Origin of the sequence: Comamonas sp. UBA7840 (assembly GCF_002501455.1) — a bacterium.
In the GTDB taxonomy this organism is placed as follows: domain Bacteria; phylum Pseudomonadota; class Gammaproteobacteria; order Burkholderiales; family Burkholderiaceae_C; genus Comamonas; species Comamonas jiangduensis.
In genome coordinates, this window is sequence record NZ_DLTI01000013.1 from 86,141 (window position 1) to 112,481 (window position 26,341).

The 26,341-nt window shown below is 61.2% G+C and carries 24 protein-coding genes and 1 pseudogene; 14 read left to right on the forward strand and 11 right to left on the reverse strand.

Features of this window, described 5'->3' with window-relative positions; genetic code table 11:
• Nucleotides 1-7 precede the first annotated feature (7 nt).
• From B3R00_RS03625 to B3R00_RS03660, 8 genes are all read left to right on the forward strand, one after another.
• Nucleotides 8-1,099 (forward strand): hypothetical protein, encoded by a 1,092-nt coding sequence (locus B3R00_RS03625; RefSeq protein ID WP_286997491.1) that lies wholly within the window; start codon nt 8-10, stop codon nt 1,097-1,099.
• Nucleotides 1,100-1,201: 102 nt separating this feature from the next.
• Nucleotides 1,202-1,513, forward strand: coding sequence for a hypothetical protein (locus tag B3R00_RS03630; protein WP_286997493.1), 312 nt, complete (start codon nt 1,202-1,204; stop codon nt 1,511-1,513).
• Nucleotides 1,510-1,950, forward strand: coding sequence for a hypothetical protein (locus B3R00_RS03635; RefSeq protein ID WP_286997495.1), 441 nt, complete (start codon nt 1,510-1,512; stop codon nt 1,948-1,950). Before B3R00_RS03630 ends, B3R00_RS03635 begins: the two co-directional genes overlap by 4 nt.
• Nucleotides 1,951-1,958: 8 nt before the next feature.
• The gene (locus tag B3R00_RS03640; RefSeq protein ID WP_286997496.1) at nt 1,959-3,860 is read left to right on the forward strand and encodes a hypothetical protein; all 1,902 of its coding nucleotides are present in this window, start codon (nt 1,959-1,961) and stop codon (nt 3,858-3,860) included.
• Nucleotides 3,857-4,093 (forward strand): hypothetical protein, encoded by a 237-nt coding sequence (locus tag B3R00_RS03645; protein WP_286997498.1) that lies wholly within the window; start codon nt 3,857-3,859, stop codon nt 4,091-4,093. Before B3R00_RS03640 ends, B3R00_RS03645 begins: the two co-directional genes overlap by 4 nt.
• A gap of 19 nt (nt 4,094-4,112) precedes the next feature.
• Complete coding sequence (locus B3R00_RS03650) at nt 4,113-4,406, forward strand: hypothetical protein (RefSeq protein WP_286997499.1); 294 nt, start codon at nt 4,113-4,115, stop codon at nt 4,404-4,406.
• Nucleotides 4,403-5,041, forward strand: coding sequence for a lysozyme (locus tag B3R00_RS03655; RefSeq protein ID WP_286997500.1), 639 nt, complete (start codon nt 4,403-4,405; stop codon nt 5,039-5,041). Before B3R00_RS03650 ends, B3R00_RS03655 begins: the two co-directional genes overlap by 4 nt.
• Nucleotides 5,042-5,048: 7 nt before the next feature.
• Entirely contained in the window at nt 5,049-5,546 is a 498-nt protein-coding gene (locus B3R00_RS03660) for a hypothetical protein (protein ID WP_286997502.1), read from the forward strand.
• A gap of 108 nt (nt 5,547-5,654) precedes the next feature.
• Here the strand turns inward: B3R00_RS03660 and B3R00_RS03665 are convergent, their stop codons facing one another.
• Together B3R00_RS03665 and B3R00_RS03670 are read right to left on the reverse strand one after the other, a co-directional pair.
• A complete protein-coding gene (locus B3R00_RS03665) occupies nt 5,655-6,107 on the reverse strand; it encodes an HNH endonuclease (protein ID WP_286997504.1) in 453 nt (150 codons plus the stop codon).
• A 197-nt stretch (nt 6,108-6,304) separates the two neighbouring features.
• Nucleotides 6,305-7,102 (reverse strand): Rha family transcriptional regulator, encoded by a 798-nt coding sequence (locus B3R00_RS03670; RefSeq protein WP_286997505.1) that lies wholly within the window; start codon nt 7,100-7,102, stop codon nt 6,305-6,307.
• A gap of 540 nt (nt 7,103-7,642) precedes the next feature.
• Between B3R00_RS03670 and B3R00_RS16340 the strand changes: the two are divergent.
• Together B3R00_RS16340 and B3R00_RS03675 are read left to right on the forward strand one after the other, a co-directional pair.
• Nucleotides 7,643-7,756: pseudogene (locus tag B3R00_RS16340) on the forward strand (ESPR domain-containing protein); the annotation flags it as partial.
• A gap of 636 nt (nt 7,757-8,392) precedes the next feature.
• Nucleotides 8,393-9,898, forward strand: a complete 1,506-nt coding sequence (locus tag B3R00_RS03675; RefSeq protein ID WP_286997507.1) for an autotransporter outer membrane beta-barrel domain-containing protein — start codon at nt 8,393-8,395, stop codon at nt 9,896-9,898.
• Between the two features lie 437 nt (nt 9,899-10,335).
• On the opposite strand, the gene B3R00_RS03680 is transcribed toward B3R00_RS03675, so the two are convergent.
• Nucleotides 10,336-12,099 (reverse strand): M14 family zinc carboxypeptidase, encoded by a 1,764-nt coding sequence (locus B3R00_RS03680; protein WP_286997509.1) that lies wholly within the window; start codon nt 12,097-12,099, stop codon nt 10,336-10,338.
• Nucleotides 12,100-12,278: 179 nt separating this feature from the next.
• Nucleotides 12,279-14,243, reverse strand: coding sequence for a DEAD/DEAH box helicase (locus B3R00_RS03685; RefSeq protein WP_286997510.1), 1,965 nt, complete (start codon nt 14,241-14,243; stop codon nt 12,279-12,281).
• A gap of 277 nt (nt 14,244-14,520) precedes the next feature.
• Here B3R00_RS03685 and ettA point away from each other — a divergent pair, with 277 nt between their 5' ends.
• Both ettA and B3R00_RS03695 read left to right on the forward strand, forming a co-directional pair.
• The gene (ettA, locus tag B3R00_RS03690) at nt 14,521-16,182 is read left to right on the forward strand and encodes an energy-dependent translational throttle protein EttA (RefSeq protein ID WP_286997512.1); all 1,662 of its coding nucleotides are present in this window, start codon (nt 14,521-14,523) and stop codon (nt 16,180-16,182) included.
• Between the two features lie 303 nt (nt 16,183-16,485).
• On the forward strand, nt 16,486-17,412 hold the full coding sequence (locus B3R00_RS03695) for a Bug family tripartite tricarboxylate transporter substrate binding protein (protein ID WP_286997528.1): 927 nt from the start codon (nt 16,486-16,488) through the stop codon (nt 17,410-17,412).
• Nucleotides 17,413-17,557: 145 nt separating this feature from the next.
• Here B3R00_RS03695 and B3R00_RS03700 read toward each other — a convergent pair whose 3' ends face one another.
• Nucleotides 17,558-18,574: a P1 family peptidase gene (locus B3R00_RS03700; protein ID WP_376747670.1), complete on the reverse strand. Its 1,017-nt coding sequence runs from the start codon at nt 18,572-18,574 to the stop codon at nt 17,558-17,560.
• Nucleotides 18,575-18,775: 201 nt separating this feature from the next.
• Between B3R00_RS03700 and B3R00_RS03705 the strand changes: the two genes are divergently transcribed.
• Both B3R00_RS03705 and B3R00_RS03710 read left to right on the forward strand, forming a co-directional pair.
• Nucleotides 18,776-19,618 carry a MetQ/NlpA family ABC transporter substrate-binding protein gene (locus B3R00_RS03705; RefSeq protein ID WP_376747669.1) on the forward strand — a complete coding sequence of 281 codons (843 nt, stop codon included), beginning with the start codon at nt 18,776-18,778 and terminating at the stop codon, nt 19,616-19,618.
• Nucleotides 19,619-19,924: 306 nt separating this feature from the next.
• The gene (locus B3R00_RS03710; RefSeq protein ID WP_286997515.1) at nt 19,925-20,749 is read left to right on the forward strand and encodes a MetQ/NlpA family ABC transporter substrate-binding protein; all 825 of its coding nucleotides are present in this window, start codon (nt 19,925-19,927) and stop codon (nt 20,747-20,749) included.
• Nucleotides 20,750-20,890: 141 nt separating this feature from the next.
• Here B3R00_RS03710 and B3R00_RS03715 read toward each other — a convergent pair whose 3' ends face one another.
• From B3R00_RS03715 to B3R00_RS03740, 6 genes are all read right to left on the reverse strand, one after another.
• A complete protein-coding gene (locus tag B3R00_RS03715) occupies nt 20,891-22,117 on the reverse strand; it encodes a leucine-rich repeat-containing protein kinase family protein (RefSeq protein WP_286997516.1) in 1,227 nt (408 codons plus the stop codon).
• A gap of 69 nt (nt 22,118-22,186) precedes the next feature.
• A complete protein-coding gene (locus B3R00_RS03720) occupies nt 22,187-22,555 on the reverse strand; it encodes a copper-binding protein (protein ID WP_286997517.1) in 369 nt (122 codons plus the stop codon).
• A gap of 18 nt (nt 22,556-22,573) precedes the next feature.
• Nucleotides 22,574-23,065 carry a DUF411 domain-containing protein gene (locus tag B3R00_RS03725; protein WP_376747668.1) on the reverse strand — a complete coding sequence of 164 codons (492 nt, stop codon included), beginning with the start codon at nt 23,063-23,065 and terminating at the stop codon, nt 22,574-22,576.
• 32 nt (nt 23,066-23,097) lie between these two features.
• A complete protein-coding gene (locus tag B3R00_RS03730) occupies nt 23,098-23,592 on the reverse strand; it encodes a cupredoxin domain-containing protein (RefSeq protein WP_286997519.1) in 495 nt (164 codons plus the stop codon).
• A 14-nt stretch (nt 23,593-23,606) separates the two neighbouring features.
• Nucleotides 23,607-24,992: a multicopper oxidase family protein gene (locus B3R00_RS03735; protein WP_286997520.1), complete on the reverse strand. Its 1,386-nt coding sequence runs from the start codon at nt 24,990-24,992 to the stop codon at nt 23,607-23,609.
• A gap of 2 nt (nt 24,993-24,994) precedes the next feature.
• Nucleotides 24,995-26,341, reverse strand: a 1,347-nt coding sequence (locus B3R00_RS03740) for a TolC family protein (protein ID WP_286997521.1), incomplete at its 5' end; no start/stop codon positions are given.

The following is a 26,341-nucleotide window of genomic DNA, read 5'->3' on the forward strand; positions in this document are numbered from 1 at the left end:
AGTAAGTATGCAATCTTCACGCAGCCCTAAAGACACCAGTGTCAAGTTTTTCACCAGCGAGATGGTGGGGGCGCCCAGCTTGAGCGAGGCAGCAGGCACTTTGATTGGAGTGCTCTCAGCTTGTCTGGTCAACGGCTTTGGCATGCAGCAAGTCAGCAGCTTTGTAGTGACGCAAGGCTTGGGGCAGATCACAGTGCCTGTTGCCACTGGGTGGAAGCGCATGTGTGTCATTGATGTAGCAGGCTGCACCGACGCCAGCTACAACGGCGAATACAAGCTCACGCAAGTTTCTGCAGATGGGCTGCGCGTGAGCTTTCCGATTGATGCGCCAGATGGCACGGTGCTTGGCGCGGCAATTACGGTCAAGCTGGCACCGGCGGGATGGCTGCTGCGTTTTGCAGATCCCGCAACCAATAAGGCGGTGTACATGCCGGGCACCCCGCAGTGGGCGGGGCATTGTTTGAGGGTGCAAGACCCGCAGGGAACGCACAGCTTTGTCCGGGGCTACGAGTCGATGTCAGACGTGGACACTGGGCTTGGCATGTTTCCAACGACTGCGCAAGTGGCGACTTCGGCATGGTCAAAAGCTTCTGGTACCGCACGGCCCGCTCGGTGGTTGGTTGTTGCTGATGAGCGATTGATGTATGTAGGGTTGATGCCTGTAGTTTCTAGTACCGAGAGTCGTGTGGCATCTCCTATGCGCTGGTTTGGTCGGTTTGATGCGTTGAACGCTTCGGACATGCACGCCGTCTCTGTGTCTGTCCAGCTTGATACCCTGTCGTTTGCTAGTGAGTCTTGGCACAGTGGTGCGGCCTCACTGTGCACGGCGGCTGTGAGTAAGAATATCTGGGTGGCGCGCTCATTGGATGGCGCCATCATGTCGCAGGGGGCGTTTGTTTCGTTGCTTGCGCCTTATGCGGCGGCAAGCGGTGAAGATGGTTACTGTGGTTCAGCCACAGGGGTGGGGGTTGGAAATTTGGTGGGCGCGCAGAAATTTTTGCGCGTAGCGGTTGGAAGCTACCCGCGCGCCAATGCCAGCGATCATGCATTTGATGCATACCGGCGTGGAGGTGTTGACTCCAGGACCTGCGGTAGTTGACATCGGTGGGCGTCTGCATTGGCTGTTTGCGGGGTCGTCTGCCTATGGCACCAATGCAGAATGGCGGCGGATTTGTGCTATCGATGTAGAAGGCCCCTGGTCATGATCTGGCAGCCCATCTTCAGCCAGGATCTGCGGGGTGGCCGTGATCTGCTAGGCATGCCCTATGGCGTGATTTACGGCGCCGTACAAGCCCAACAAGGCGAGTTGCTGCAACACGTATGGCGGCGCGTATGCCTGTTTATTCAGCGTGATGGGGTGTTTGTTGCGCAAACGTGGAGTGACAAAGTCACGGGCGCTTACCGCTTTGAGCGCCTGGATGCGGCAGAAACCTACTTCGTGATTGCGTTTGACCACACTGGCATGCACCGTGCAGTGGCTGCCAATGACTTGGTGCCAGAGGTGCAGGCATGAGCGCCGCAGAGCCCATCTGGCGTGTAGCCCCTGCCTTGCTGCTGGCCCAGCTGCAAGCCACGCTGGCGCGGTTGGATGCCCAAGAGGGGAATGCCAGCATCCGTCTTTACAGCACAGCGCGCCCAAGTGATATGGGGCAAGGCGGCACGCCCATGGCGCAGGTGCAACTGGCACGGCCTGCGGGCGTGATAACTGCAGCAGGCCTGCTGCAGCTCACACCAGCAGACCCAGCGGGCAGTATGGTGCTGGAATCCGGCACACCGCGCTGGGGCGAGTTGGTGGCCGCAGATGGTACGGTGCTGGCCGATGGGAATGTGACCGATGCTGCACACGGCGGTTGCTTTAAGGTCAGCGGCGGGCAAACGCCTGAGGGCGATGATGCTCCAGTGTTCTATGCAGGTGGCCTGATCACGCTGGCTGCAACGGCGCTGGGCTAGGGCAGCACATGGCCGCTACCCCACTTGTCTTTAAACAGCAGCATCAGGGCGCTGGCAACCCCGTGCAACTGGTGCTGGGGGCGGATGAAGGCGCGCCCCAGCCAAAGTACATGCTGGCAGCTGTTGGCCGCCTTTCGCTGGGTATGCGTGGTGCGGTGCGTGTGGCAGCTGTGCAGCGTGTTACCGCCGTGGGGCGTATCACTGCTGGTCTGCGCGGCCCCGTTGCTGTGGGCTGGTATGTGAATGTTTCTCGCCCCAGTGTGGCCATGGTCACCGATGCTGCCCAGCCGGCGCAGTCATTGCGTGCGGCCGTGCAAGGTGTGTGGCAGCAGTCAATGCGCACACAAACTGCCATCACCCAGATCTGGCAAGACGCGCGCCATGTGTCAGAGCAAGTGCGCGCACTGTGGCAACAAGCCAAGCCTTTGCGAGGTGCGGGTGTTGATGTGATGCAAGACGCAGCATCCGTGCGCCACGGCATGCGCAGTGGGTTTGAGCAATCCTTGCGTCGTTACAGCGCTGCGCTTGATGTGGTGCAAGACGCGCAGGCCCTGCGTGTTGCCACGTTGGTGGCGTTTGAGCAGGCAGTGCGTCTGCGCAACGCCCTGCAAGGCAGCATGCAACAAGCCCTGCCCGCAAGCGGCCGCTGGCTCACCAGCTTTGCCCATGGGCTGCCTGTACGGGTGGGTGTGGGTGGCCGCTACCAAGAGGCTGCCAAACCAGGCCCCGGACAGTGGGTGTGGCCCCTGCCGCCAAATCCGCAGCCCAAGCCATGCTACGTGCCCGGCCTGCCAGCAGCCTTGGTGTTTGACCAGGCCAATGCCAGTGGATTGCCTGCTGCGCTGGTGTTTCGCTGTAAGCGCAAAGCTCCAGATCCGCAGCCCACGCCGCACTACGTCATTCCCTTACTGCCTGCCTATATGCAAGTCCACCACCTCACCGCACACCTGCTGCCTGGCATGGAGCCTGTGCCGCTCACCGACCTGACGCTGTCTGCCGACGATGATGGCTACGGCTGGAGCCTCACGGCCAATGGCCCGGAGCACCTGATGGAGCAGCTCGCTCCCGTGGCAGGCTTGCCTACCCGCGTGCGGGTAGATATCAACGGGATTGCTTTTGTATTTGCCATCACCAGCACTGCCCGCAGCCGCAGTTTTGAGCGCAAGCGCGTAGCGGTGCAGGGTGTCAGCGTCACTGCCATGCTGGGTGCGCCTTATATGCCGCAGCAAAGCTGGCTCAGCAGCGCGGCAGCTACAGCGCAGCAGCTGGCCGTGCAGGCACTGGAATTTACTGGCGTGGGGCTGGATTGGCAGATTGCCGATTGGCTGGTGCCCGCAGGCGCATGGAGTTTTCAGGGCACGCCCCTGCAGGCCGTGCTGCGCGTGGCAGAAAGCGTGGGCGCGGTGGTACGCAGTCACCCCACGGCAGAGCAGCTCATCATTGCGCCGCGCTACCCCGTGCTGCCGTGGCACTGGGCAGACGCTGTGCCTGACGTGCAAATGCCCGCGGCCGTCATCGTCACCGATGAGCTGCGCCCGGAGCCACGGGCCGACTACAACGCCATCTATCTGACCGGCGGCAGCGTAGGTGGCGTGCAGGGCCACGTCGTGCGCAGCCTGAGCGCCCGCGACAAGCTGGCGCCTGCCGTGCAGGATGACCTGATTACCCATGCCGATGCCGCCCGCCTGCGCGGCCAGTGGGCCCTGGCTGCCAGTGGCAACAAGCTGCTGCAAACCATCAGCATGCCCGTGCTCACGGGCGGCACCAATCCCGGCATCGTGCGCCCCGGCCAGTTGCTGGAGGTGGCCGACACCGATGGCACTTGGCGTGGTCTGGTGCGCGGCGTCAACGTCAGCGCCGCACTGCCCAAAGTGCGCCAGCAACTCACCGTTGAAAGGGTGGCGGCGTGAGCACCAATCTTTACAAACGCCTCAAGGCACTGATGCCCGAAGCACCTTTGCTCACGGGCACTGTCACCGTGCTGCATGCCGATGGCATGGCCGAGGTGGCCCAAGACGGCGGCGCAGGCCAGCTGCGTGTGCGCAACCCTCTGCTACAGCCCAGCGGTGCACGGGTGTACGTGCAGGGCGGGGTCATCACCGGCCCAGCGCCTGACTTGCCCTACGTATTGATTGAAGTCTGATTAAAAAAGGAGGGGGAACATGGTGGACGATCACGGCAACGAGCTGCCCGCAACCACGCTGCAGCAGATTAACCAGAAGTTTGACAACGGCAGCGTGCGCATGGCCGGCATTGAGCGCGAGCTGACGGCCACGCGCAAAGAGCTGCATGAACTCAAGCAGCAGCTTACTGACTTGCTGGAGTTTTTTGAGGCCATGCGTGGTGCATTCAAAGTGCTCAACTGGCTGGGTAAGCTGGCCAAGCCAGCGGCTGCCATTGTGGGCTTGGGTGCGTCGGTGATGGCGGCTTACGCAGCATGGCGAGGTGTGCGATGAGCAAAGTCCCTGCCGTATTGCGCAACAAGCTGCTACAGCTGGCCTTGGGTTTTGCTGTGGGCGCGACCACCTATGTGGCGGTCGACCAACCTGCCAAGCCCAGCCAGGCCGTGCAGCTGGCCATGGAGTTGGGCGCTCACTATGAAAGCAGCGGTCGGCACATCGGTGTGCCCTATGTTGACAAGTTGGGCAAAGGCCAGCCTCTGACCGTGTGCAACGGCGTCACCGGGCCCGAAGTGGTGGCAGGGCGCTACTACAGCAAAGACGACTGCTACCGGCTGGAGCTGCCCAAGTACCTGCAGGCCGAGCTTGCAGCCAAGCGCTTGTTCAACCACTGGGCCACCTACAACGTCTGGGTGCAAGCCAGTTTTATCGACATGCTCTACAACCTGGGCGAAGGCGCCGTGCGCGGCAGCACCATGCTGGGCTTGGCCAATGCAGGCAAGTTAGAGGCCGCCTGTGCGCAGATGCCCCGCTGGGTGCGCGGCACCGTCAACGGCCAAAGCGTGCAGCTGCCGGGCTTGGTGGGCCGCCGCACCACCACGGCTGAGCTGTGCCGCGACTGGGGGCGCGACGGGCATTTCAGCGTGATTGCCATCCGTGGCTTGGAGGGCGGAAATGCTCAAGCTGATTGATAGTTTTATGCCAAAGGTTTGGTTGTGGCTGGCCTTGGGGCTGGCTGTTTTGGTCTTGCTGCAGCAGCTGCGCGTGGCGGGGCTGCAGGTGGATGTGGCCACGCTGGAGGCATCACATGCAAAAGCAGGCCAAGAGCAAGCGCAGCAGGCGCAGGCAGCTATTAAAAAAGATGCAAGCACTTTGCTGCAGCACGCAGGCAACCAACAGGACAACACCCATGCATACACCCAAGAAATCCAGCGGCTGGAAGCTGGCCGCACTACTGACGCTGCCCGCATTGCAAGCCTGCAGCACAACCTGCGCACCACCGCCACCCAGCACGCCCAGGCTGCCAGTGACGCCGCTGCCTGCCGAGATCTCGCAGATCAACACCAGCAACTCGCAGCCCACGCTGCACAAGGCGCGGGCGTGGTTGGAGAACTTGTCTATTTGGTCGAGCAGCGTGACGCCCAAGTCAACGCCCTGATGGGGCAGGTGCGCACAGACAGGCAACTGCTGGACTGAACGAAATGCTGTTTACCAAAATCAACATAGCAAAGCAGCTAGACACTGCAGGTGCAGACCGCTTGGTCCGCCGCCTTGTCTTGGCGCATGTGCTGACAGCGTTGGGCATTACCGCTGGTGGGTTAGGCGCATTGGTGATGGCCATCCGCTGGTAGTAAGTGCTACCAGTGCAGGGTGCCACTTGCCCTGTGCAACGCGACGCTGAATGCGCGCCTTGTACAGTTCGGGGCTTGGCGCATTGGCGGCACGACCTTTATGACGCGTCGCATTACAGAATTTGCACGCTGCGGCAATATTCTCGCGCACGTCCTTGCCGCCGTCTTGCTGCGCGCGCAAATGCTCCGCAGTGCTTTGACACAGCGGAATCAATTTCTTTGGAATATTGAATCGAGAGGCAAAAGCAGCTTTATCGCTGTTTTCCCACATAGGCAGGCTGCAGTAAAAGCAGCAACCGTTTTGGGCTTTGAATGCGGATTTGCGTAGGGTCTGTAGTTTGGTCATCTGAAAAAACACAAATGAACCTGCCGTAGCAGGTTGGTTGTGCTGTTCCAGGAGCTCCATTGGGGAGACTACAAGGCACCGCCCCTTGGGGTAGTACGGTTATGCATGGAAATGCTTCCAATGCGGTCGGTTTCGCAAGCCGAACAGGCGAATTCTCATATATCGCGCTGATGGCCGCAAGATTCGTTGGAAATTTGATGAAAAGTGCTGCTGGCGCTTACGCAGAAAGCGCTAGCAGCTATCAAATTAATCATTCATCAAACAAACACAGCACGGAAAGTGTCGGGTGGCAGGGGCTTGCCATCGTGGCCGATGCGCGGTGATGTGTGGGGTGATGCGTGCGCTGGCAAGGTGCTAGTGGCAGGGGCGGGCGCTGCCACTTCTGTTCTGCGCTCGCGGATCTGGGCCCGCTCGGTCAGGCGTTGGGTGCAGGCAGAGGCCAGGGCGGCCAGTTGCGTGTCGCTGGGCATGATGTCGGCCTTGGCAATGTGCTGGGTCAGCTCAGGCAGGCTGGCAATGATTTGCCCGTCTGCCACCTCTTTGGTCATAGGCAAGCTGGGCTGGCCGCTTTGGTCGTAGCCAAAGCTGAGCAGGTAGCGGGCGCGGCGCCAGTCGGCGTTGCGGCCAGACATGACGGCATCAAACACCGTTTGCATCACCTGCGCGCCGGCTTGGCTGGCCAGCGTTTGGGCCAGTTGCAGGCGCTGCGCGTCTTGGGCGGGTTGACTTAACTCTGCCTCCATGCGGTTGAAGGCGTCGATGTAGGCCAGCTTGAATGCCAGCGCCTTCTTGCCGGTGAAGCCCATGGCCAGCAGCGTGAAGCCGTCGCGGGTGAGGCGGTAGGCGGGGCGCTTTTCTCCTTTTGCATCCGTAAATTCAACCAATCGAAAATCCGATTGGTGCTCTGCAGGCAAGTTTGGAAGCAGGCTTCTGATGCGTTCCATCACGTGCAAATGTTGTTTGCCGAAATGGGCTGCAACTTCGTTGCTGGTAGTGCTGGGCTTGCCATCAATGACGATGACGGTGGGAGAGAAAGCCAAAGCTGGCTGGGACATGACAGGCTCCTGTTTGAGACTTAAAGCCTCATCGAAGCGTTCTTACGCACTTCAATGAGGCGGCCGGGAGGTTAAGAACCTGCAAACAGACAGGCGGACTTCTTCCCCTTGCGGGTGTTGTATCCGTCGCCCTCCCGGCCATAAATCAAGCGCTTGCAAAGTGTGCAGGCGTGCAATGTCCGGACGCAAAAAAACCGCCAAGCTATCGGGTGCGGTTCTTCCGCTGTTTGAAGGAGTTCTTACGCTCCATCTCTTTCGAGACGCTGCCAGTATAGCGCAGCAGGTACTTGCCTGTGGTCGGCGATTGATCCGCTCGCGCTTATGAAGAATTGCGATGTGCGAGCAGTCAATTTCAAAGTTTGTAGCGCTATAGCTACATCATGCGTGCGGCAGAGCCTAATTGTTAAAAATTATCGTTGAGTAACTTTGGTAAATTTGTTTAATATTTGTGCCGAGATTTTTCATTCATCTGCGGCAACGTATCTGCGGTGCACACGCGGGGCAGGGCCACAACAACACAAACAAAACACAAACAATTTCATGAACCATATTTACCGAACCCTATGGAATGCAACGCTGGGCGCATGGGTTGCTGCACCTGAAACTGCTGGCGCAGGCAGCAAGGCTGGCGGCTCAAGCTGTAATAAGTCGCAAGTTCGTTCTTCCACGCCCCTGATGACAATCGTGGCTGCTTCTCTTGCCGTTTGGTTGGGGGGGACTTTGCCTGCCGCTGCAATCCCTAACAGCATTCATGTGCTTACAGGGGAAAGTAAAGATACTCAAACAGACTATCCGTTCCCTTTCTATGACAGTGTATTGATTGATCAAGGCGGTTCATTGGCGGTAAACCGATTGAACTTTGGCATCACCTCGATGTTGACCAACGCTGGCACATTGAACGTCACTAATTCAGGTGAGTTGGGAGTTGAATTGACTGCCTCGCTCCACAACACTGGAACGCTGAACAACAGCGCTGTCATACTTAATCAAGGTACGCTGGAGAACAACGGCGGCACACTGACAAATTCGTTGTTTCTGGTTAACGGCCCCAATGGCTTGTTGGTGAATCAAGCAGGAAGTGTGCTGGTCAATAATGTCAATCTGATAAATGATGGATTGTTGAACAATATCGGTACATTGATCAATAATGGCGACCTGTTAAATGGAACCGGAACACTTACCAACACTGGCCGGTTGATCAACAATGGTTCCATCCTGCTAGGTCCTTTGGCTGCGTTTACCAATAATGGATCACTGGAGGGGGTTGGAGTAATTCAGGGCAGTGTCGATATGGCTGCAGGCTCTGCCCTGCTGGCAGGCAATGCTGATGTGCCGTATGGCACGCTGACGATTAATGGCAATCTGGTGTTCAACCCCGGTGCAAAGTTGCAGGTGAGAGTGAACCCAATCAGCAACGAAGCCAATTTAGTAAGGGTTATGGGCACCGCCAATTTGGCAGGCAGTGTGGTGCATGTGGGCAATCAGTCGAATGCAGCCACCGACTTTCAGGTGGGCAAGACCTATACCATTCTGACTGCTGGCGCGATCAGTGGCACTTTTGACGGTGCTTCGTCTAATTTTGCGTACTTGGACGCGAGTTTGGGCTACACACCCACAGATGTTACGCTGGCTTTGCAGCGTAAGCCCAACGTAGATTTTGCAGATCTTTCCAATACTCCCAATCAGGGTGCTGCTGCCCGCGGTATTGAGAGCTTGCCGAGCACTCACCCGCTGTACCAGTTTGTGCAGACGCTGCCAGTGGGAGCGCCTGCTGCAGTGTTTGCCAGCCTGTCGGGTGACACGCACGCGAGTGTGAACAGCGCGATGGGCATGTTGGGAGCGCAAGCACCAGCTATCAGCCAAAACCACCTGCGCAGCAATCTAACCGCAGGTCTGCGCGCGGGTGCACCGATTGCCCAATCGGATGGGCCGTTGCCTGCATCCGCACTGCCATCGTCCAAGGCTTTGCCTGCATGGGTGGAGGTGGTTGGCAACTGGCAACGCTTTAACGGCAATGGGAATGCGCCTGGTCTCAAGCAAAACACCTCGGGTCTGTTCTTGGGGGGTGACGAAGAGGTGGGCAATAGTGGTTGGCGAGTCGGTGGCTCGGTGGGCTACACACAGTCGGATGCCAAGGTCAACAGCCGTGATGCCTCTGCCGACATCAGCAGCTACAGTGCTGCCGTGTATACGGGCAAGAGCTTTGCCCACGGGGCCAACCGCGTGAACGTGCTGGGCGGCCTTGCCTACACGCACCACAGCATTGAGTCGGAGCGCACTGTTGCTTCGCTGGGGCAAAACCTCAAGGCCGACTACAGCGCTCACACGGCGCAGTTGTTTGCCGAAGTGGGCTACGCCATGGGCCAGTACGACAAACAAGGGTTTGAGCCGTTTGTGGGCATCACCCTGGGCGAGCAGCGCACGAACAGCTTCAAGGAAAGTGGCGGCTTTGCAGCGCTGAGCAGCGAATCCAGCCGTGACACGCTGGCTAGCACAACGCTGGGTGTGCGTGCGCACAGTGACTTTGTGCTGGCAGGCAAAGACACCCGCGTGCGTGCATCGCTGGGCGTGCGCCATGCCTGGGGCAATTTGAGCCAAAACCGCACCATGGCGTTTGAAGGCTCCAGCAGTTTTACTGTGGCTGGTGCCCCACTGGCGCGCAACACAGCGCTGGTGGGTTTGCAGGCCGAGATGGCGCTGAGCCGTTACTCGGCCTTGGTGCTGGGCTACAACGGTGAATACGGTAGCGGTAGCCGTGACCAGTCTGCCAGCGTGAAGGTGCGCTGGGCTTTCTAAGCGCGCAGTCTGCGCAAAGAACAAACCCCTGCTGGTGCAAACTGGCAGGGGTTTTTTAGTAGAGGGTGCCGCCGTCTGAGATGCCGACGACGAGGCAGAGAAGGGCGGCAGAGAGCATGCCCAAAAGCCTAGCCATAAAGCCCAAATAAAAAAGCCCCGGTGCACTTAAGTACCGGGGCTTTTTCTTGTTCTTATGCGCCTTTATCACTCCGCATTGTGCAGAGTAAAAACGAAGGCATGCGGCTTAAAGCACTGTGCAAATGTACATGCTAGCGGAGCAGAATCTAGGCCGTAGACCGCATGAAGCCTAGATTCTTTAATGAGCTTAGAAGGCTGTTGCTCTATCCAACTGAGCTAACGCCACCACTTTTCGCTTTGTAAAAGCGCAAGCCCTCAATCATACCGTGCATTGAAGTGGCTTGACGGCTTGTTGATTCTTACTCTTCTTCAAACACGATCTGGGGCAGGGCGACAACGCGCGCGGTTTCGTTCAACTGACTCAGGATGCCGTGGCTGTAGAAGCTGTAGGGGGTGTCGGGCTCGAGGGCAGCCGCTGCCAAAAATGCCAGGGGTTGGTTCATGCTGACGTAGTAACTGCCGGGTGCGGCTTCCATGTGGCTGCGTGCCAAGCTGATACTGGTGGTGCCATTGCCTGTTGCGGCTGCGCTGCTTTGGTAGGTTTCCACGTCCAGCGAAGACAGCTCCGCCACACGCTGCACATAGACGCCCATCATGCCCAGGCGCTCAGTTGCTTGCACGGCATTGGCGGACAGCCAGTAGCCGCATGCATGGCTGCGGGTGCGTGGTGTGCCCAGTGCCAAACCACTGGTCCAGGCCGCAGGCTTTTGCACGATGTGGGCGCTGGCGGCATCAATCAAGGTGACGTCGCGCTGCTCCATTCGGGGCTGTGCCTGTACCGTCAAACTGCTGCGGCAGGCTTGAGAAGCCACATCGCGGGTCACAAAGGAGTTGACTTGGCGTAGTTCTGCTGCGCGCTGTGCTGCACTCTCCAGCACCGTGGTCATGGCTTTGACGTGGCTGTGTACGCGCCGCTGCAGGTGGGTGCGTCCCAAATCGCTGCCGCGGCTGCTGGCTTCCATGCTCACCACGTTCTTCAGGCTGGAGACGTTGCGCAAGGTGGTGGGTTCCGTCGTGCCCATGGCAAAGCCGGTTGCGGCGCTGGGGCCTGTGGCTTCAAACGACCAATCCACGCGCATGCCTGCTTGGCTCAGTGTCTGGCTGACGGGTTGGTGCAGCCATTCGCGGGCGGCTTTGGTGACAAACTCGTGGCCGTTGGGGGTGACGGCGTATTGCAGACCCATGTCGTTGGCACGCACGGCGTTAAAGCGTTGCAGCGTAGGCTGGACTGCGTTGAACTCGCCAGCATCAAGCAACACGCTGGGGCGGTAGTCGCGTGCCAGTTTGGCCAAAAAGCGTGCTTCAGGGGTCTGGAGGAGCAGGTGGTCTAGCCGCAAATCTGTGCCGTCGGCGGTGGTTGCAGTGCCTTGCGCAAACCCGTCGGGATTGGCGCGAGGCACAAAAATAATGTTGATTTTGTCGAGCAAGGGGGCGAGCAAGCCGCCAGCGCCGAGTTCCTTAGAGAGCACCAGCACGGCTTCGGTGGCTGCAGTGTCCGTGCCTTGCTGACCGGCCACGATCATGACGGTGGGGCGGCCACTTTCATCCAAAGCCAGGGGGGAGATGGCTGGTGCCTTGGTGGCGACCAGTGCATAAATCGGGGTGCCGCTTTGCGCGCTGCCGCTGTTGAGCAGGCCAATACGGGGTGACTGGTTCAGACTTTGCTGGCTGATCTCGCGCAGCAACTCGGCCAACTCGCTGTTGGTGGTGGCACTGTGGCGGCCTTCGGATAAGCCGGGTGTGCTGTAGCGTTCGCTGGGGTCTGGAAAAAGCGCGGCGATAGCGGCGCTGTAAGGCAACACTTCCAACCGGGTGTTAGGAGCCACGGGTGTCACACTGGCTGCGCTGGGTGCAGATGTGCTGCTTGCAGCTGCAGAGGCGGGTGTGGAGGCCGCTTGCGTGCGTGGTGCTGTGGATGCGGGCCATTCAGGCAGCGGTGTGCTGGAGCACGCAGCCAGAGTCAGCGCAGAAGCCAGCAGCATCCAGCGCGAAGCGTGTGAGGAAAAAGCGTGACCTGGGCGTTCCAGATACGGCGCGAAGACAGGGGCGATGGGCTTTGTCATAGTGCTGTAAACCGTAGATACCAAGGGAGATGATGCCGAGCAACGCTAGAGGCATATCGCTGGAAGCGATCGAGCAAAGTGCGCGCATGGTAGGTCGCGCAGCGGCTCGATGCTGTCAGCGCAAGGCGCTAGCCTTCTGAAAGGTTGTGAAGGCTGCGACCTGTGCGCTGAGGAGGGCTTTAACGGTTGAAGCCGCCGCCGCCACGGCGGTTGCCACCGCCAAATCCGCCGCCGCTACCGCCAGTGTTGCCACCGCGGAAGCCGCCACCGCCGCTGCGGCGTGGACGCTCCACCATCAGGTCGATGCTGGTGCGTGTAGGGTCAGGTTGACCGCCGCTGGTGCTACGAGGTGGGCGCGAAGAGGGGCGATCCAGCTGGGTGCCCAAGTGCGCGTTGGCGCGTGGCTGACTGTCGTCAAAGCGGTTGTAGTCATGGTCGAACGACTGGCGCGGTGCGCGGGGCTCACGCTGCTGACGGGGTTCACGCAATTCGCGTGGCTCACGTGGTTGGCGTGGCTCACGTGGTGCTTGGTCACGCTCACCGTGGCTGCTGATTGGGGCGTTGGGGCCACGTGGGTTATCGCGCGAAGGGCGTTGGCGCGAACGGTTAAACCCTTGGCCGCTGCGGCGGGCTTGGCTGTCTGCGTCTGCGCGCTCTTGACGTTCAGGACGCTGGCCACCTTCGCCTTGGCCAAAGTCACGCGACTCCATGGCTGGGGCATTGTCCCGTGGGGCAATGCCTGGGCGTGGGCTGCGGCGTGGGCCACGTCGAGGGGCCTGGCCTTGTGGTGCACCTTCCCCCAGCTCACCAGCAGGTGCTGCTGCACGCGGTGCACGTTGACCGCGGCCACCGCGTTCACCTTGTCCGGTCTTGGTGGTGCGAATGCGCTCCATCATCTCTTGGCGTGCAGCACGTGCAGCCGCTTGCATGACGTCACGGCTTGGCGGTTTGCCTGCACCGCCCCAGATGGTTTGGCGCCCCATGGCAATCGGCTCTGCCTTTTCACCGGCTTCAGGGCCAAACTCAGGCATAGGCACGACGGGAATTTCCTGTTTGGTAAAGCGTTCAATTTCCATCATGAAGCCTTCTTCGTCCATGCAGACCAAGCTGACAGCGTGGCCTTCACGGCCCGCACGGCCTGTACGGCCGATGCGGTGCACGTAGTCTTCTGGGACGTTGGGAATTTCGTAGTTGACGACGTGGGGCAGCTCATCAATGTCGATGCCTCGGGCTGCAATGTCGGTGGCCACCAGGGCTCGCAACTCGCCTGTCTTGAAACCCGCCAAGGCTTGCGTTCGTGCGCTTTGGCTCTTGTTGCCATGCAGCGCCATGGCGGTTACGCCGTGCTTGGTCAGGTACTCGGCCACATGGTTGGCGCCAAATTTGGTGCGCGTGAACACCAGCACCTGGCTCCAGTTGTTCTCATTGATGATGTGCAGCAGCACTTCTTTTTTCTTGGTGCGGCCCACAGGGTGAATCACCTGCTTGATGCGCTGCACCGTCGTGTTGCTGGGCGTGACCTGAATGCTCTCGGGGTTTTTGAGCAGGTTGTTGGCCAAGGAACGGATGTCATCGCTGAAGGTGGCGGAGAACAGCAGGCTTTGCTTGTTGGCAGGCACCAGCGCCAGAATTTTTTTGACGTCGTGGATAAAGCCCATGTCCAGCATGCGGTCGGCTTCGTCCAGCACCAGCACTTCAACGTTGGACAGATCCATGAAGCCTTGCTGTTGCAAGTCGAGCAGGCGGCCAGGCGTGGCGACCAGCACGTCCACACCCTTGCGGATGCGGTCAATCTGGGGCTTCATGCCGACGCCACCGAAGATGACCGCAGTGGTCACATCCAGGTATTTGGCATAGGAGCGAATGTTTTCTTCAATTTGCGCAGCCAGCTCACGGGTGGGCGTGAGGATCAGTGCACGGATGCCGCCCGCAGGGGCTTGCGTGCCGCCTTGTGTCAGGCGGTGCAGCATGGGCAGCGAGAACGCGGCCGTCTTGCCAGTGCCGGTTTGGGCGCCAGCCAGCAGGTCTTTGCCTGTCAGCACGGCGGGGATCGCCTGTGCCTGAATGGGAGTGGGGGTTTCGTAGCCCTGCTCCAGCACCGCTTTCACGATGGCGGGTGCCAAGTTCAATTCTTGAAATGTCATTGTTGTCGATACGCCCATCCGGGCGCGGGGTATCAGCCTGTCGCAGCAACCAAAAGGCAGGTTGCAGTGCCAGTCGTAGGCAGATGAGATTCACAGGATTTGGGAGCTGGATTCGCTTGGGTTGGCGAGCCTTTGTCCCCAGCTGAATGCTGATGCCAAGGGGAAACTGGAGCCCCTGACGGTACGTATTGTCGCATGAGGAGATAATCAATGGTTGGGGCGCCCTTGATCTGTGCGCCAAATTTTTATTTTTCTACAAGAATTTGTTGACAAACACATGGCTCAATACGTCTTTTCGATGAACCACCTGACCAAGACGGTGCCTCCCAAGCGCCAGATCTTGAAGGACATTTCGCTGTCGTTTTTCCCCGGCGCCAAGATTGGTGTGCTGGGTCTGAACGGCTCGGGCAAGTCTTCGCTGCTGAAGATCATGGCCGGGGTCGATAAGGAATTTGAAGGCGAAGCGATCCCTATGCCGGGGCTCTCGATTGGCTACCTGCCCCAAGAACCCCAACTGAACCCTGAGCACACCGTGCGCCAGGCTGTGGAAGAAGCCATGGCCGAAGTGAACAAGGCCAAGGCCCGTCTGGAAGAGGTATACGCTGCGTACGCCGAAGAAGACGCAGACTTTGACGCCCTGGCCGCTGAGCAAGGTGAGCTGGAAGCCATCATTGCCGCCGCAGGTACTGACTCCGAGCACCAGTTGGAAATCGCGGCCGATGCGCTGCGTTTGCCCGCCTGGGATGCCATCGTGGGCCAACTCTCCGGTGGTGAAAAGCGCCGCGTGGCGCTGTGCAAGCTGCTGCTGTCCAAGCCCGACATGCTGCTGCTGGATGAACCTACCAACCACTTGGACGCGGAGTCTGTGGACTGGCTGGAGCAGTTCCTGCACCGTTTCTCCGGCACTGTAGTGGCGATTACCCACGACCGTTACTTCCTGGACAACGCGGCCGAGTGGATTTTGGAACTGGACCGTGGTCACGGCATTCCCTACAAGGGCAACTACTCCGACTGGCTGATCCAGAAGGGCAACCGCCTGGAAGCCGAGCAAAAGGGCGAGGAAGCCCGCGCCAAGGCCTTGAAGAAGGAATTGGAATGGGTGCGCCAGAACTCCAAGGGTCGCCAAGCTAAGTCCAAGGCGCGTATTGCACGCTTTGAGGAATTGAGCGATTACGAATACCAGCGCCGCAACGAAACCCAGGAAATCTTCATTCCTGTGGCGGAACGTCTGGGCTCCAAGGTCATTGAGTTCAAGAATGTCTCGAAGGCGTTTGGAGATCGTTTGCTGATCGACAACCTGTCGATGAACATTCCCGCAGGCGCGATCGTCGGCATCATCGGCCCGAACGGGGCCGGTAAATCGACTTTGTTCAAGCTGATTGCTGGCAAGGAACAGCCCGATTCCGGTGAAGTCGAGATCGGTCAAACCGTGAAGATGGCCTTTGTGGACCAGCACCGTGATGCGCTGGCCGATGAAAAGACCGTGTGGGAAGACATCTCCGGCGGTCTGGACATCATCAACGTGGGCAAGTTCCAGATGGCTTCGCGCGCCTATGCCGGCCGCTTTAACTTCAACGGCCAAGACCAGCAAAAGAAGGTCGGCATGCTCTCCGGCGGTGAGCGCGGCCGTCTGCACCTGGCCAAGACCCTGATCCAGGGCGGCAACGTGTTGATGCTGGACGAACCCTCGAACGACTTGGACGTGGAAACACTGCGTGCGCTGGAAGATGCGCTGCTGGAATACGCGGGTACCGTGATGGTGATCTCGCACGATCGCTGGTTCCTCGACCGTATCGCCACGCACATCCTGGCCGCCGAAGGCGATTCGCAGTGGGTGTTCTTTGACGGCAACTACCAAGAGTACGAAGCCGACAAGAAGAAGCGCCTGGGCGAAGAGGGCGCAGCCCCCAAGCGCTTCCGCTACAAGGCTCTCAAGTAATTGGGCGTTTGATGCAGCAAGAGGCTCCTTCGGGAGCCTTTTTTGCGTCGGTTGAGCAAGTTTTCTCGCAAATTGGGGTGCCTGCGAAGCAGGGCATCGCATTCCGTGTGCGTCAGAGCGGGGTTAACCCCCTCGGGCAAACCGACCAGGAGTTTGTATAAAAGTCTGCTTGATGCCAGTCAAGGCTGCAGCCTTGGCGGGTGACGTGATTCCACCAATCTTCAGGAGACTTTCCGCATGCGCTTTGCTTTTTCGCCTTCTCGTCGGTGGTATGCCCAGTGGGGCGTAGGGGCGCTGGCCTGCATGGCCTTGGGAACTGGCTGGGCGGCTAGTGACTACCCCAGCAAGCCGGTGCGCATTGTGGTGGGCTTTTCGGCAGGCGGCACCACGGACGTGGTGGCGCGCATCATGGCCAAGGAGTTGACTGAATCCCTGGGCCAGTCCTTCGTGGTGGAAAACCGCCCCGGTGGTGGCAGCAACATCGCCACCGAGGCTGTCAAGGCCGCGGCCCCCGATGGCTACACCCTGCTGTTTGTGGCGGTGACCAGTGCCATCAACCAGACCCTGTACCCCAACGTGAAGTTCGATTTGAACCGCGATTTTGAGGCGGTGGCGCTGGGCGCCAAGGTGCCCAATATTTTGGTGGTGCACCCCAGCGTGCCGGCCAACAACGTCAAAGAATTCATTGACTGGGCGCGCTCCAACAACGACAAAATTTCCTACGCCTCATCGGGCAGTGGCACCTCCATCCACATGGCGGGTGAAATGTTCAAGGTGCGCACGGGCCTGAAAACCCAGCACATTCCGTACAAAGGCAGCGCGCCTGCGGTGACGGATTTGATTGGCGGGCAGGTGCAGTTCATGTTCGACAACATGCCCGCCTCGTGGCCGCATGTGCAGTCCGGCAAGCTCAAGGCCCTGGCGGTGACCACCAAAACGCGTTCGCCCTCGGCCCCCGATGTACCCACGCTGGAAGAAAGCGGTGTGGCACCGTTTGATGTGACCTCGTGGTTTGGCCTGATCGCGCCCAAAGGCACTCCCAAAGAGGTGGTCGACAAGCTGAACAAGGCCATGAACGCGGCCTTTGACAAGCCCGAGGTGCAGCAGGCCTATGCCAAGCTGGGGGCCGTGTCGCAAAAGAACACGCCGCAGGACTTCAGCAACTTCATCCGCCAGGAGGTGCAAACCTGGGCGCCGGTGGTCAAGGCCTCGGGCGCGACGGTGGACTGAGACGTTTCTTGAAACTTAAAAAACATAGCTGCCAGCGCAGGTGTATCAAGGGTTTCTGATAGTTTCTTATTGGAAACCAATGTTTATCGAGCGCAGGCAGCTATTTTTTTATCTGTAGTCGGGAGCGATGCGGGCAGGCGCTGGCTCAGGCAGGAGTGTGGCGCTGCCAGTCTTGCCAGCTGGGCAAGGGCGCTTGGCCCGGCACGCTGACCGACTGCGCCAGCAGCACCGCACGCGCGGTGGCAATCGCCACGGCCTCGGCGGCCATGGTGCTCAGTGTCATCATGCCCAGCGTTTTTCCGGTGTGGCCGGTGCCCAGTGCAAACAGGGTGTCGCCATCACTCATGGTGTGCACGGGGTTGATGGTGCGGGCCAGCCCATCGTGTGCGGTGGCGGCTAAACGGTGGGCCTGGGCTTTGGTGAGGATGGCGTCGGTAGCCACCACGCCGATGGTGGTGTTGCTGCCCGCCAAAATAGGCTGCGCTTCTTCGCCACGCAGCAAGGCGTCGCGCGTGTTCAGCAGTGCGGTGCCATCGGCCGTGCGTGCGCCCGCAATCAGTGCGCCGTTGAATGGGTTGTACACATCACCCAGCGCATTGCAGGCCACCAGCGCACCCACGGTCACGCCATGCACGGTGACGCTGGCCGTGCCAATGCCGCCCTTCATGGCGCGCTGCCAGCCAAATACCTTGCCCACCACCGCGCCGGCACCGGCGCCCACGCTGCCCTCGGCGGGGCGATCACTGCTGGCGGCCTGGCAGGCGGCGTAGCCGGCTGCCGCGTCGGGGCGCACCGTCATATCCCCCAGCATCACATCGAACAGCACGGCGGCGGGCACCAGCGGAATGCGGCCCACGCCAATCGGCAGGCCAGCGCCGTGCGCTTCCAGCCAGCGTACGGCGCCGGTGGCGCTGTCCAATCCCCAGGCGCTGCCGCCCGCCAGCACGATGCCGTGTACCTCTTGCACCAAATTGCTGGGGTGCAGCAAATCGGTCTCCCGGGTGCCCGGCGCTGCGCCGCGCACATCTACTCCGCCCACAGCCCCTGCGGGGCACAGCACCACGCTGCAGCCCGTGGGGCGGCGCGGGTCGGTGTGATGCCCCACTTGAATTCCTTGCACTTGGGCGATGTGGCCGCTGTGGGCGAGCAATGGTTGATGCATGGCAGACATTCTTTTTTGGTGGGTGCTTATTCGATTTTTAGATAAACAGATGGCGATTTTGTCTTTAGGGTTTGCCCTTGGTGCGGGCATACTGGCAGAACGATAAACGGTCGCTGGAATCGGTGCCAGCCCTGCCAGCAGGGCATGTGCACAGCCATTCTTGCCCAAGGCCGCTTCACCACACATTGTTAGGGAGTCACCATGTCTGATCGCTTTTCTTCCAAGGCTGGCGCTGGCCGCCGCGCTGTACTGACTGCTGCTGTGCTGGCGATGGCCGGTGCCTTCACCGTGCCTGCCATGGCCCAAGACGCGGCCAAAAAGCAGTTGCGCATTGGCGCCACCGCTGGCTCCAACTACGACCTGTTGCAAGAAGGCATCGTGCCCCAGCTCAAGGCCAAGGGCTACAGCGTCAAGCTGATTGAGTTCAACGACTACGTGCAGCCCAATCTGGCGCTGGACGATGGCTCGCTGGACGCCAACTTTTTCCAGCACCGCGCTTATTTTGACCAGTTCACCAAAGACCGCAAGCTGGCGCTGAGCGCCATCGTGCAGGGCCCTGTGGCGCCGATGGGCGTGTACTCCAAGAAGTTCAAGAGCATCAACGAGCTGAAGGCCGGCGCCCGCGTGGCCCTGCCCAACGACCCCAGCAACCTGGCGCGTGCGCTGCTGGTGCTGCAGAATGCCGGCCTGATCAAAATCAAGGACGGTGTGAACCCCGCCCGCGTGTCCGAGCTGGACTTGGCCGAGAACAAACACAAACTCAAGTTCCTGCCCCTGGATGCGGCCCACCTGCCCCGTGCAATGGAAGACGCGGACTTTGTGGTGGTCAACGGCAACTTCGCCATGTCTTCGGGCCTGAAGCTGAGCGAAGCCGTGGTGCTGGAGAAAACGCCAGACCAGTACCTGAACGTGGTGGCCGTGAAAGCCGGTAACGAGAACACCCAGTGGGCCAAGGACCTGGCCGAGGCTTACCGCTCACCCGCCTTCAAGCAGGTGGTGGACACCAAGTTTGTGGGCTATATGAAGCCTGCTTTCTTGCAGTAAGCAGCGCCGCTTCAGCGTTTGCCCCATCCCCCAAAGGCTGCCGTGAGGCAGCCTTTTTTTGTGCGCGGGGGTATCCAAAGGCCTCATGCCACTCCGCATCCCAAAGCGCTGTAGCTCTGCCCATGCTGCCATGGCCTGCAATGAAGCAGCCATTCAATGCCTCTTTATATATAAATTTGAAATATGTGATCTATTTTTTATTGGTTTGGGTTTGAAAGATGTTTGCCGATACTGCACTTCATCAGCGCGGCGTACGGCAGGTTCGCCCACATCGCGCGATGCACAACCGACCGGAGGCAAGACACCATGTTTATTTTTCAACCCCAGCGCCGCGTACTGCTGGCCACCACTTTGGCCCTGGCCACCTGGGCCGCAGCCCCTGCCATGGCGCAAGACGCCAGCAAAAAGCAGCTGGTGATTGGCGGCACAGCGGGCTCCAACATTGACCAGTTGCAGGCCGGCATCGTGCCGCTGCTGACCGCCAAGGGCTACAAGGTCAAGCTGGTGGAGTTCAACGACTACGTGCAGCCCAATTTGGCGCTGGCCGATGGTTCGCTGGACGCCAACTTTTTTCAGCACGAGGTGTATTTCAACCAGTTTAAGGGCGACCGCAAGCTGGATCTGAAGGCGCTGGTGCAAGGGCCGATTGCGCCCATGGGCGTGTATTCCAAGCAGCGCAAAAGCCTGGCGGATTTGAAGGAAGGCGACAAGGTGGCGTTGCCCAACGACCCCAGCAATCTGGCACGTGGGCTGCTGTTGCTGCAGCAAGCGGGGCTGGTCAAGCTCAAGGAAGGCGTGAACCCGCTGCGGGTGTCAGAACTGGATTTGGCCGCCAACCCCAAAAAGATCAAGCTGCTGCCGCTGGATGCAGCGCACCTGCCGCGCTCTCTGGATGACGCGCAGTACGCCATCATCAACGGCAACTTTGCGATCTCTTCGGGCTTGAAGCTCACGGATGCCGTGTTGCTGGAGAAAACCCCGGAGCACTACCTGAACGTGGTGGCCGTGAAAACCAAGGACCAGGGCGCCGCATGGGCCAAGGACTTGGAAGCGGCTTTCCGCTCTGCCGCGTTCAAGCAGGTGGTGGATACCAAGTTTGCGGGTTACGCCAAGCCTGATTTTTTGCAATAAACCAGTGGGTGTGTAGAGGGAGCGCGTTGGGGGCAGCCTGGGAGGCTGCCCTTTTTTTGTGAGGCAGAGGTCAGGAGGGTGTCCTGGCTGGATTTGAAGGAAAAAAGCTGCTAGCGCTTGCTGAGTAAGCGCTGGCAGCTATCAAAACCGTGAAAACTGAGGCGGCCTCTCAACATGGCAGCGCGCCATCACTTCGGCGTGCAGATGGGCAAAAGCGCGCCATTCCATGGCTTGTAGCTGTGCCACCTGCTGCGCGGGCAGCGCGTGCGTGAGGGCGGCGGCGCCCAGGTCACTCAAGATGGCTTCGCCCGTGGTGGGCTGCCACAGAATGTTGTGCGCATACAGGTCACCGTGCAGCACGCCCCGTGCGTGCAAATGCTCCACCGCGCTGCGCCCGCAGGCCAGTAGGCGCTGGGCGGTGGCAGGGGTGAAGTGGGTGCCCGGCGCATACACATCGCGCGTACAGCTTTGCAGGCTGGGCGGGCCGGCCAGGTTGGTGTAGCCCGTTGGCAGCAGCGGCAGTGCCATGGCCAACTGGCCTTGCGGGTGACCGTGCACCTGTGCCAGCGGCGTGAGCAGATGGGGGTGTTGGCCTGCGGCCATACCGGCAGCCAGCTCAGACTGCGGTGTGCCGTCACTGGTCCATGCCGCTTTGAACACTTTGAGCGCAATGGCCTGCCCTGCGTCGGTACGTAGGGCGCGGTAAATGTGGCCGCTGGCACCTTCGCCCAGCAGTTCATGCACTTGCAGATTTTGATAAAAAATGGTCTTTTGCGCAGATGCAAAAAGCGCTTGCAGCTCACTTTTTTGGGTGGCCGGGTTGCCGGCGACTGCAGGCCAGGCCAAGGCGGGCAATTCCAAGAGCTGGCTCGGAATGCAGGTGAACTGGTTGCTGGCCAGGCGCAGCAATTCCAGCTGGGTGCAGTCAAGCAGGTCAGGCAAGGCCGTGAGCTGGTTGCACGAGAGCATCAGCTTTTGCAGCCGGGGGCGCTGGCCCAGGCTGGCGGGCAGGGCGGTGAGCTGGTTGTCGGTCAGGATCAGCCAGCGCAGGCGTGCGGGCAGGCTGCTTTCGGGGATGTGGGCAAGCTGGCAGGCTTTGAAGCCCACCATTTCCAATTGCGGGCACAGGCCCAGCACGGCAGGCAGGGTGGTGAAGGGATTGTTGGAGGCAAACAGCACACGCAACTGCGTAAAGCGCGAGAAGTCGTCCGGCAAGCTGGTGAGCTGGTTGCCGGACAGATCCAGCAGCTCTAGCGTGTCGGCCAGATGGAATAGTTGGCGGGGAAATTCAGTGAGGCCCAGGTGGGTGAGCCGCACGTGGCGCGCGCCAGCCAGTGCGCCGTTATGTAAATCGTCAAGGGTATGCATGCAGGCGCCAGTGTAGGCGCAGCTGCATGCACGGGGCCGCAGTGTGGTGCTGGCGGTTGCTGGCGGGGTTTACTGGGTTACGGCTTCAATATGCGTAATCAGCAAGTTGCCGCCGCCCGTGTCTTCCACACGGAAAACCACCTTGGTGCCGGGCTTTAGTGTCTGGGCCTGGGCGGGGTCTTTCAGACCGAACACCATGGTCATGGGTGGCATGCCCAGATTGGCAATTTCACCGTGGCGGATGGTGAGCTTGCCGCTGCGTGCATCCACGCGGGTGATGACACCTTCGGTCAGGGCGGCGTCCGCAGCAACGCTGGCAATTGGGGCCGCATGGCTGCTGTGATCCTCATGGTTTTGTGCGGCTGCGGGGTGGGTCGCCAGCAGCAGCCCCAAAGCGCTGGCGCTGGTGGCAGCGCGCAAAGTGAACCCAATGGTCATGGTGTGCACTCCTGGTGTTTAGCGGTAGCTGGTGAAGACACGGGCGTTGACGTTATTGCCCATCAGGTTTTTGCTCACCAGCAGCACGTCGTACGGATCTTTGCGGCCGCCGTATTCGGGGCCATCCATGCCGGGGCTGCCAATCGGCATGCCGGGCACGGTAATGCCCAGCGCCTTGGGCTTGTCCTTGAGCAGCTTGTGCACGTCGGCGGCGGGCACATGGCCTTCGACCAGGTAGCCGCCCACCAGGGCGGTGTGGCAAGAGCCGTATTGCGCGGGCAAGCCCAGCTTGGCGCGCACGGCGGTGTTGCCCGTGTCATGCACTTTCACGCTGAAGCCGGCTTGCTCCATCAGCACGATCCAGTCCTTGCAGCAGCCGCAGTTGGGGTCTTTCCAGACTTCCATGGGGATTTTGGCGGGCGATGCTGCCAGCGCAGGCAGGGCTGCCATGCCTGCGGCAGCCGCCAGCAGGTGCAGGGCGTGGCGACGGGTGGTTTTCTGGGTGGACATGGGGAGTTCCTTTCTCTCTGGAGGTGATTTCGTTATTCCGTAACGGTGAAGGTGCCGGTCATGCCAGCCTGGTAGTGGCCCGCGATCAGGCAGGCAAAGTCAAAACTGCCGGCGCGGTTGAAGTGCCACACCAGGTCTTCGCTGGTGCCGGGGGCCACGTGAGCCATATAGGGCTCGGCATGCTGCATGCCGGGAAACTTCAGCATCATCTGCGCATGTTCATGCAGGCTGGCCTGCGTGCCCAGCACCACCTCATGCATGATTTGCCCTTGGTTGACCACATGCAAACGCACGGTTTCACCGCGCTTCACGCTGAAGTGGTTGGGGCTAAAGCGCATGTCGTCGGTCATGTTCAAGGTGATGGTGCGCAGGGCGCTGCGGGCATCGCCTGCCACGCCCCAGGCTTGTTGCTCCTGGGTCTCCTGGGTCATGGGGCCTGCTGGCTCATGGATTTGATTGCTGTGGGCAAAAACAGTCGGAGCGATCGTCAGTAAAGCGCTGGCAGCTATGTATTTCAGAGTTTGCATGATTAGCTCCGGCATCAATGGTGGGCCGGGCCGTGGCCGGCCGCGGGTTTGCGTACGCTCGGGGCGCCTGGAGCCTGGCCGGGCGAGGTGGGGCGCGGTGCCTGCGCCTCCAGCGGGGCGCCCTGCCAGGCATAGGCTTGGGTGCCCCGGGGTTGCGCGAACCAGCCGGGGTCGCCGTAGTCGTGGGCGCCCAGGCCCTTGCGCACCTTGAAGCTGGTGAACATGCCGCCCATCTCGATGTTCCCGTACGGCCCTTGGCCCGTCATCATCGGGAAGGTGTTGTCGGGCAGGGGCATTTCCATGGCCCCCATGTCGCCCATGCCCCGCTCGCCCATCAGCATGTAGTCGGGCACGATCTTCTGGATCTTGCCCACCAGGCCGCGGTGGTCCACGCCAATCATGGTGGGCACGTTGTGTCCCATGGCGCCCATGGTGTGGTGGCTCTTGTGGCAGTGCAGGGCCCAGTCGCCGGGTTCGTCGGCGATGAATTCCACCTGGCGCATCTGGCCCACGGCCACGTCGGTGGTCACCTCGGGCCAGCGGGCGGACTTTGGCACGGGGCCGCCGTCGGTGCCGGTGACCTCGAACTCGTGGCCGTGCAGGTGGATGGGGTGGTTGGTCATGGTCAGATTGCCCACGCGGATGCGCACCCTGTCGCCTTGCTTGGCCACCAGCGGCGTGATGGACGGAAAGGCCCGGCTGTTGAAGGTCCAGATGTTGAAGTCCGTCATCTCGTTGATGCGCGGCGTCATGGCCCCGGGCTCCACGGCATAGGCGGCCAGCAGGAAGGCGTAGTCGCGCTGCACGTCGGCAATCAGCGGGTGGCGGCCCTTGGGGTGGGTGATCCACAGGCCCATCATGCCCATGGCCATCTGCACCATCTCGTCCGAATGCGGGTGGTACATGAAGGTGCCGGGGCGGCGCGCCGTGAACTCGTAGACAAAGGTCTTGCCCGGCGGGATGTGCGGCTGGTTCAGGCCGCCCACACCGTCCATGCCATTGGGCAGGCGCTGGCCGTGCCAGTGGATGGTGGTGGCCTCGGGCAGGCGGTTGGTGACGAAGATGCGCACCTGGTCGCCCTCGACCACCTCGATGGTCGGTCCTGGCGACTGGCCGTTGTAGCCCCACATGTTGACGAAAAAGCCGGGCGCGACCTCGCGCACCACGGGCTCGGCCACCAGGTGGAACTCCTTGACGCCGGCGTTCATGCGCCAGGGCGTGGTCCAGCCGTTCAAGGTGACCACAGGATGGTAGGGCCTGCCATTGGGCGGCGTCAGCGGCGCGGCCGTGTCGGCGTTGCTTTGCAGGACGGGTTCGGGCAGGGCCGCCATGGCGACCCGGCTGACGGAGGCAGCGGCCATTGCGGTGGCGGCGCCGGTGAAGAAGTTGCGGCGGTTCATGCTCAGTGGCCTTGTGCAGGGGAGTCGGACGGTGTGGCCGGGCTCGAGAGGCTGGCAGCCCCTGCGCCGGGCGAGGTGCTGTACAGCGCCAGTTGCAGGTCCACATCGGCCAGCCAGAAGTCGCGCTGGGCCTCGGTGGCGGTGGCCACGGCCTGGGTGGTGGCGCGGGCCTGGGCCAGCAGCTGCCAGGTGCTGATGAACATGCCGTTGTAGCGGTACACGGCCTCCTCCTGCATCTGCTGGGCCAGGGGCAACACCTCGCTGCGCTGCTGCTGGGCTAGGTCCCAGGCCGTGCGGTAGCGCAGCCAGCTGGTGCGCGTCTCGCTGCGCGCCTGCAAGGCCGCGTTGCGCAGCTGGGCACTGCTGTGCTGCAACTGTGCGCGTGCGCCGGCTGCGGCCACACCGCCCCAGTCGAACAGGGGCAGGGGCAGCTCCAGCTCCCAGCCGCGCGTGACCTCGTCGTGGCGTGTGGCGCGGTCGGTGGTGGTGTTGCGGCTGTAGCTGGCGCCGATGTCGCCAAACAGCGCGCCCACGCGGGCGAAGCCGTGGCGATCGGCTGTGGTGTCCAGCTCACGGCGCAGGGCGCGCACGTCCAGGCGCTCGCGCAGGGCGGTGGCCTCGGCATCGGCCCCGGTGTGCAGGGCCTCGGCCTTGGGCAGGGGTGGCAGGCTGTCCGGCAGGGCAAAGTCGGCCTGCGGGCCCCACAGGCCCATCAGGCGGGCCAGTTGCTCGCGCTCCAGGGCCGCGTTCAGGCGGGCGCGGGCCAGCTGGGCGGCGGCGTCGTGCTGCACCCGCAGCTCCTGGGCCTGCTCGCGCTTGCTGAAGTTGCCCACCAGTGCCATGCGCCGGGCCAGCTCGCCGCCGGCTGCGGCGGCTTCGTGCATGCGCTCAGCGGCCTGCAGCTGCTGCTGCGCAGTGGGAATGCGGGCTTCGGCCTGGCGCACCTGCAGGTCGCTGTCGATGCCGGCGGCGCGGCGCTGGCGCACCAGCTGCACGGTCTTGCGCGCACGCTCCAGTTCCTGCTCGGCGATGTCGTTGGCACGCCAGGCCCGGTCCAGTTCGACATAGGCCTGGACGATGCCCGAGACCAGCTTCAGGCGCGCGGCCTGGGCATCGACGGCCGCGGCATGCACCGTGTCCACCGCCGCTTCCCAGCTGGCGCGCTTGCCGCCCCACAGGTCGACCCCGTAGCTGAAATCGAATGCGACCTGGCCGCTGCCCATGTAGCGGCCGCCGAGCTCCTCGCCGACCATCGATTCGGGCAGGCGCACGCCGGTGTAGCCACCGGACACGGACAGGCTGGGCAGGCGGTCGGCGCGGGCGACGCCCGCCTGGGCCTGGGCCTGGCG

Bases quoted from the DNA above. Each gene is read 5' to 3' on its own strand.
- B3R00_RS03625 (WP_286997491.1), top strand. From the start codon at position 8: ATGCAATCTTCACGCAGCCCTAAAGACACCAGTGTCAAGTTTTTCACC.
- B3R00_RS03630 (WP_286997493.1), top strand. From the start codon at position 1,202: ATGATCTGGCAGCCCATCTTCAGCCAGGATCTGCGGGGTGGCCGTGAT.
- B3R00_RS03635 (WP_286997495.1), top strand. From the start codon at position 1,510: ATGAGCGCCGCAGAGCCCATCTGGCGTGTAGCCCCTGCCTTGCTGCTG.
- B3R00_RS03640 (WP_286997496.1), top strand. From the start codon at position 1,959: ATGGCCGCTACCCCACTTGTCTTTAAACAGCAGCATCAGGGCGCTGGC.
- B3R00_RS03650 (WP_286997499.1), top strand. From the start codon at position 4,113: ATGGTGGACGATCACGGCAACGAGCTGCCCGCAACCACGCTGCAGCAG.
- B3R00_RS03655 (WP_286997500.1), top strand. From the start codon at position 4,403: ATGAGCAAAGTCCCTGCCGTATTGCGCAACAAGCTGCTACAGCTGGCC.
- B3R00_RS03660 (WP_286997502.1), top strand. From the start codon at position 5,049: ATGCCAAAGGTTTGGTTGTGGCTGGCCTTGGGGCTGGCTGTTTTGGTC.
- B3R00_RS03665 (WP_286997504.1), bottom strand. From the start codon at position 6,107: ATGGAGCTCCTGGAACAGCACAACCAACCTGCTACGGCAGGTTCATTT.
- B3R00_RS03670 (WP_286997505.1), bottom strand. From the start codon at position 7,102: ATGTCCCAGCCAGCTTTGGCTTTCTCTCCCACCGTCATCGTCATTGAT.
- B3R00_RS03675 (WP_286997507.1), top strand. From the start codon at position 8,393: ATGGCTGCAGGCTCTGCCCTGCTGGCAGGCAATGCTGATGTGCCGTAT.
- B3R00_RS03680 (WP_286997509.1), bottom strand. From the start codon at position 12,099: ATGACAAAGCCCATCGCCCCTGTCTTCGCGCCGTATCTGGAACGCCCA.
- B3R00_RS03685 (WP_286997510.1), bottom strand. From the start codon at position 14,243: ATGACATTTCAAGAATTGAACTTGGCACCCGCCATCGTGAAAGCGGTG.
- ettA (WP_286997512.1), top strand. From the start codon at position 14,521: ATGGCTCAATACGTCTTTTCGATGAACCACCTGACCAAGACGGTGCCT.
- B3R00_RS03695 (WP_286997528.1), top strand. From the start codon at position 16,486: ATGGCCTTGGGAACTGGCTGGGCGGCTAGTGACTACCCCAGCAAGCCG.
- B3R00_RS03700 (WP_376747670.1), bottom strand. From the start codon at position 18,574: ATGCATCAACCATTGCTCGCCCACAGCGGCCACATCGCCCAAGTGCAA.
- B3R00_RS03705 (WP_376747669.1), top strand. From the start codon at position 18,776: ATGTCTGATCGCTTTTCTTCCAAGGCTGGCGCTGGCCGCCGCGCTGTA.
- B3R00_RS03710 (WP_286997515.1), top strand. From the start codon at position 19,925: ATGTTTATTTTTCAACCCCAGCGCCGCGTACTGCTGGCCACCACTTTG.
- B3R00_RS03715 (WP_286997516.1), bottom strand. From the start codon at position 22,117: ATGCATACCCTTGACGATTTACATAACGGCGCACTGGCTGGCGCGCGC.
- B3R00_RS03720 (WP_286997517.1), bottom strand. From the start codon at position 22,555: ATGACCATTGGGTTCACTTTGCGCGCTGCCACCAGCGCCAGCGCTTTG.
- B3R00_RS03725 (WP_376747668.1), bottom strand. From the start codon at position 23,065: ATGTCCACCCAGAAAACCACCCGTCGCCACGCCCTGCACCTGCTGGCG.
- B3R00_RS03730 (WP_286997519.1), bottom strand. From the start codon at position 23,592: ATGCAAACTCTGAAATACATAGCTGCCAGCGCTTTACTGACGATCGCT.
- B3R00_RS03735 (WP_286997520.1), bottom strand. From the start codon at position 24,992: ATGAACCGCCGCAACTTCTTCACCGGCGCCGCCACCGCAATGGCCGCT.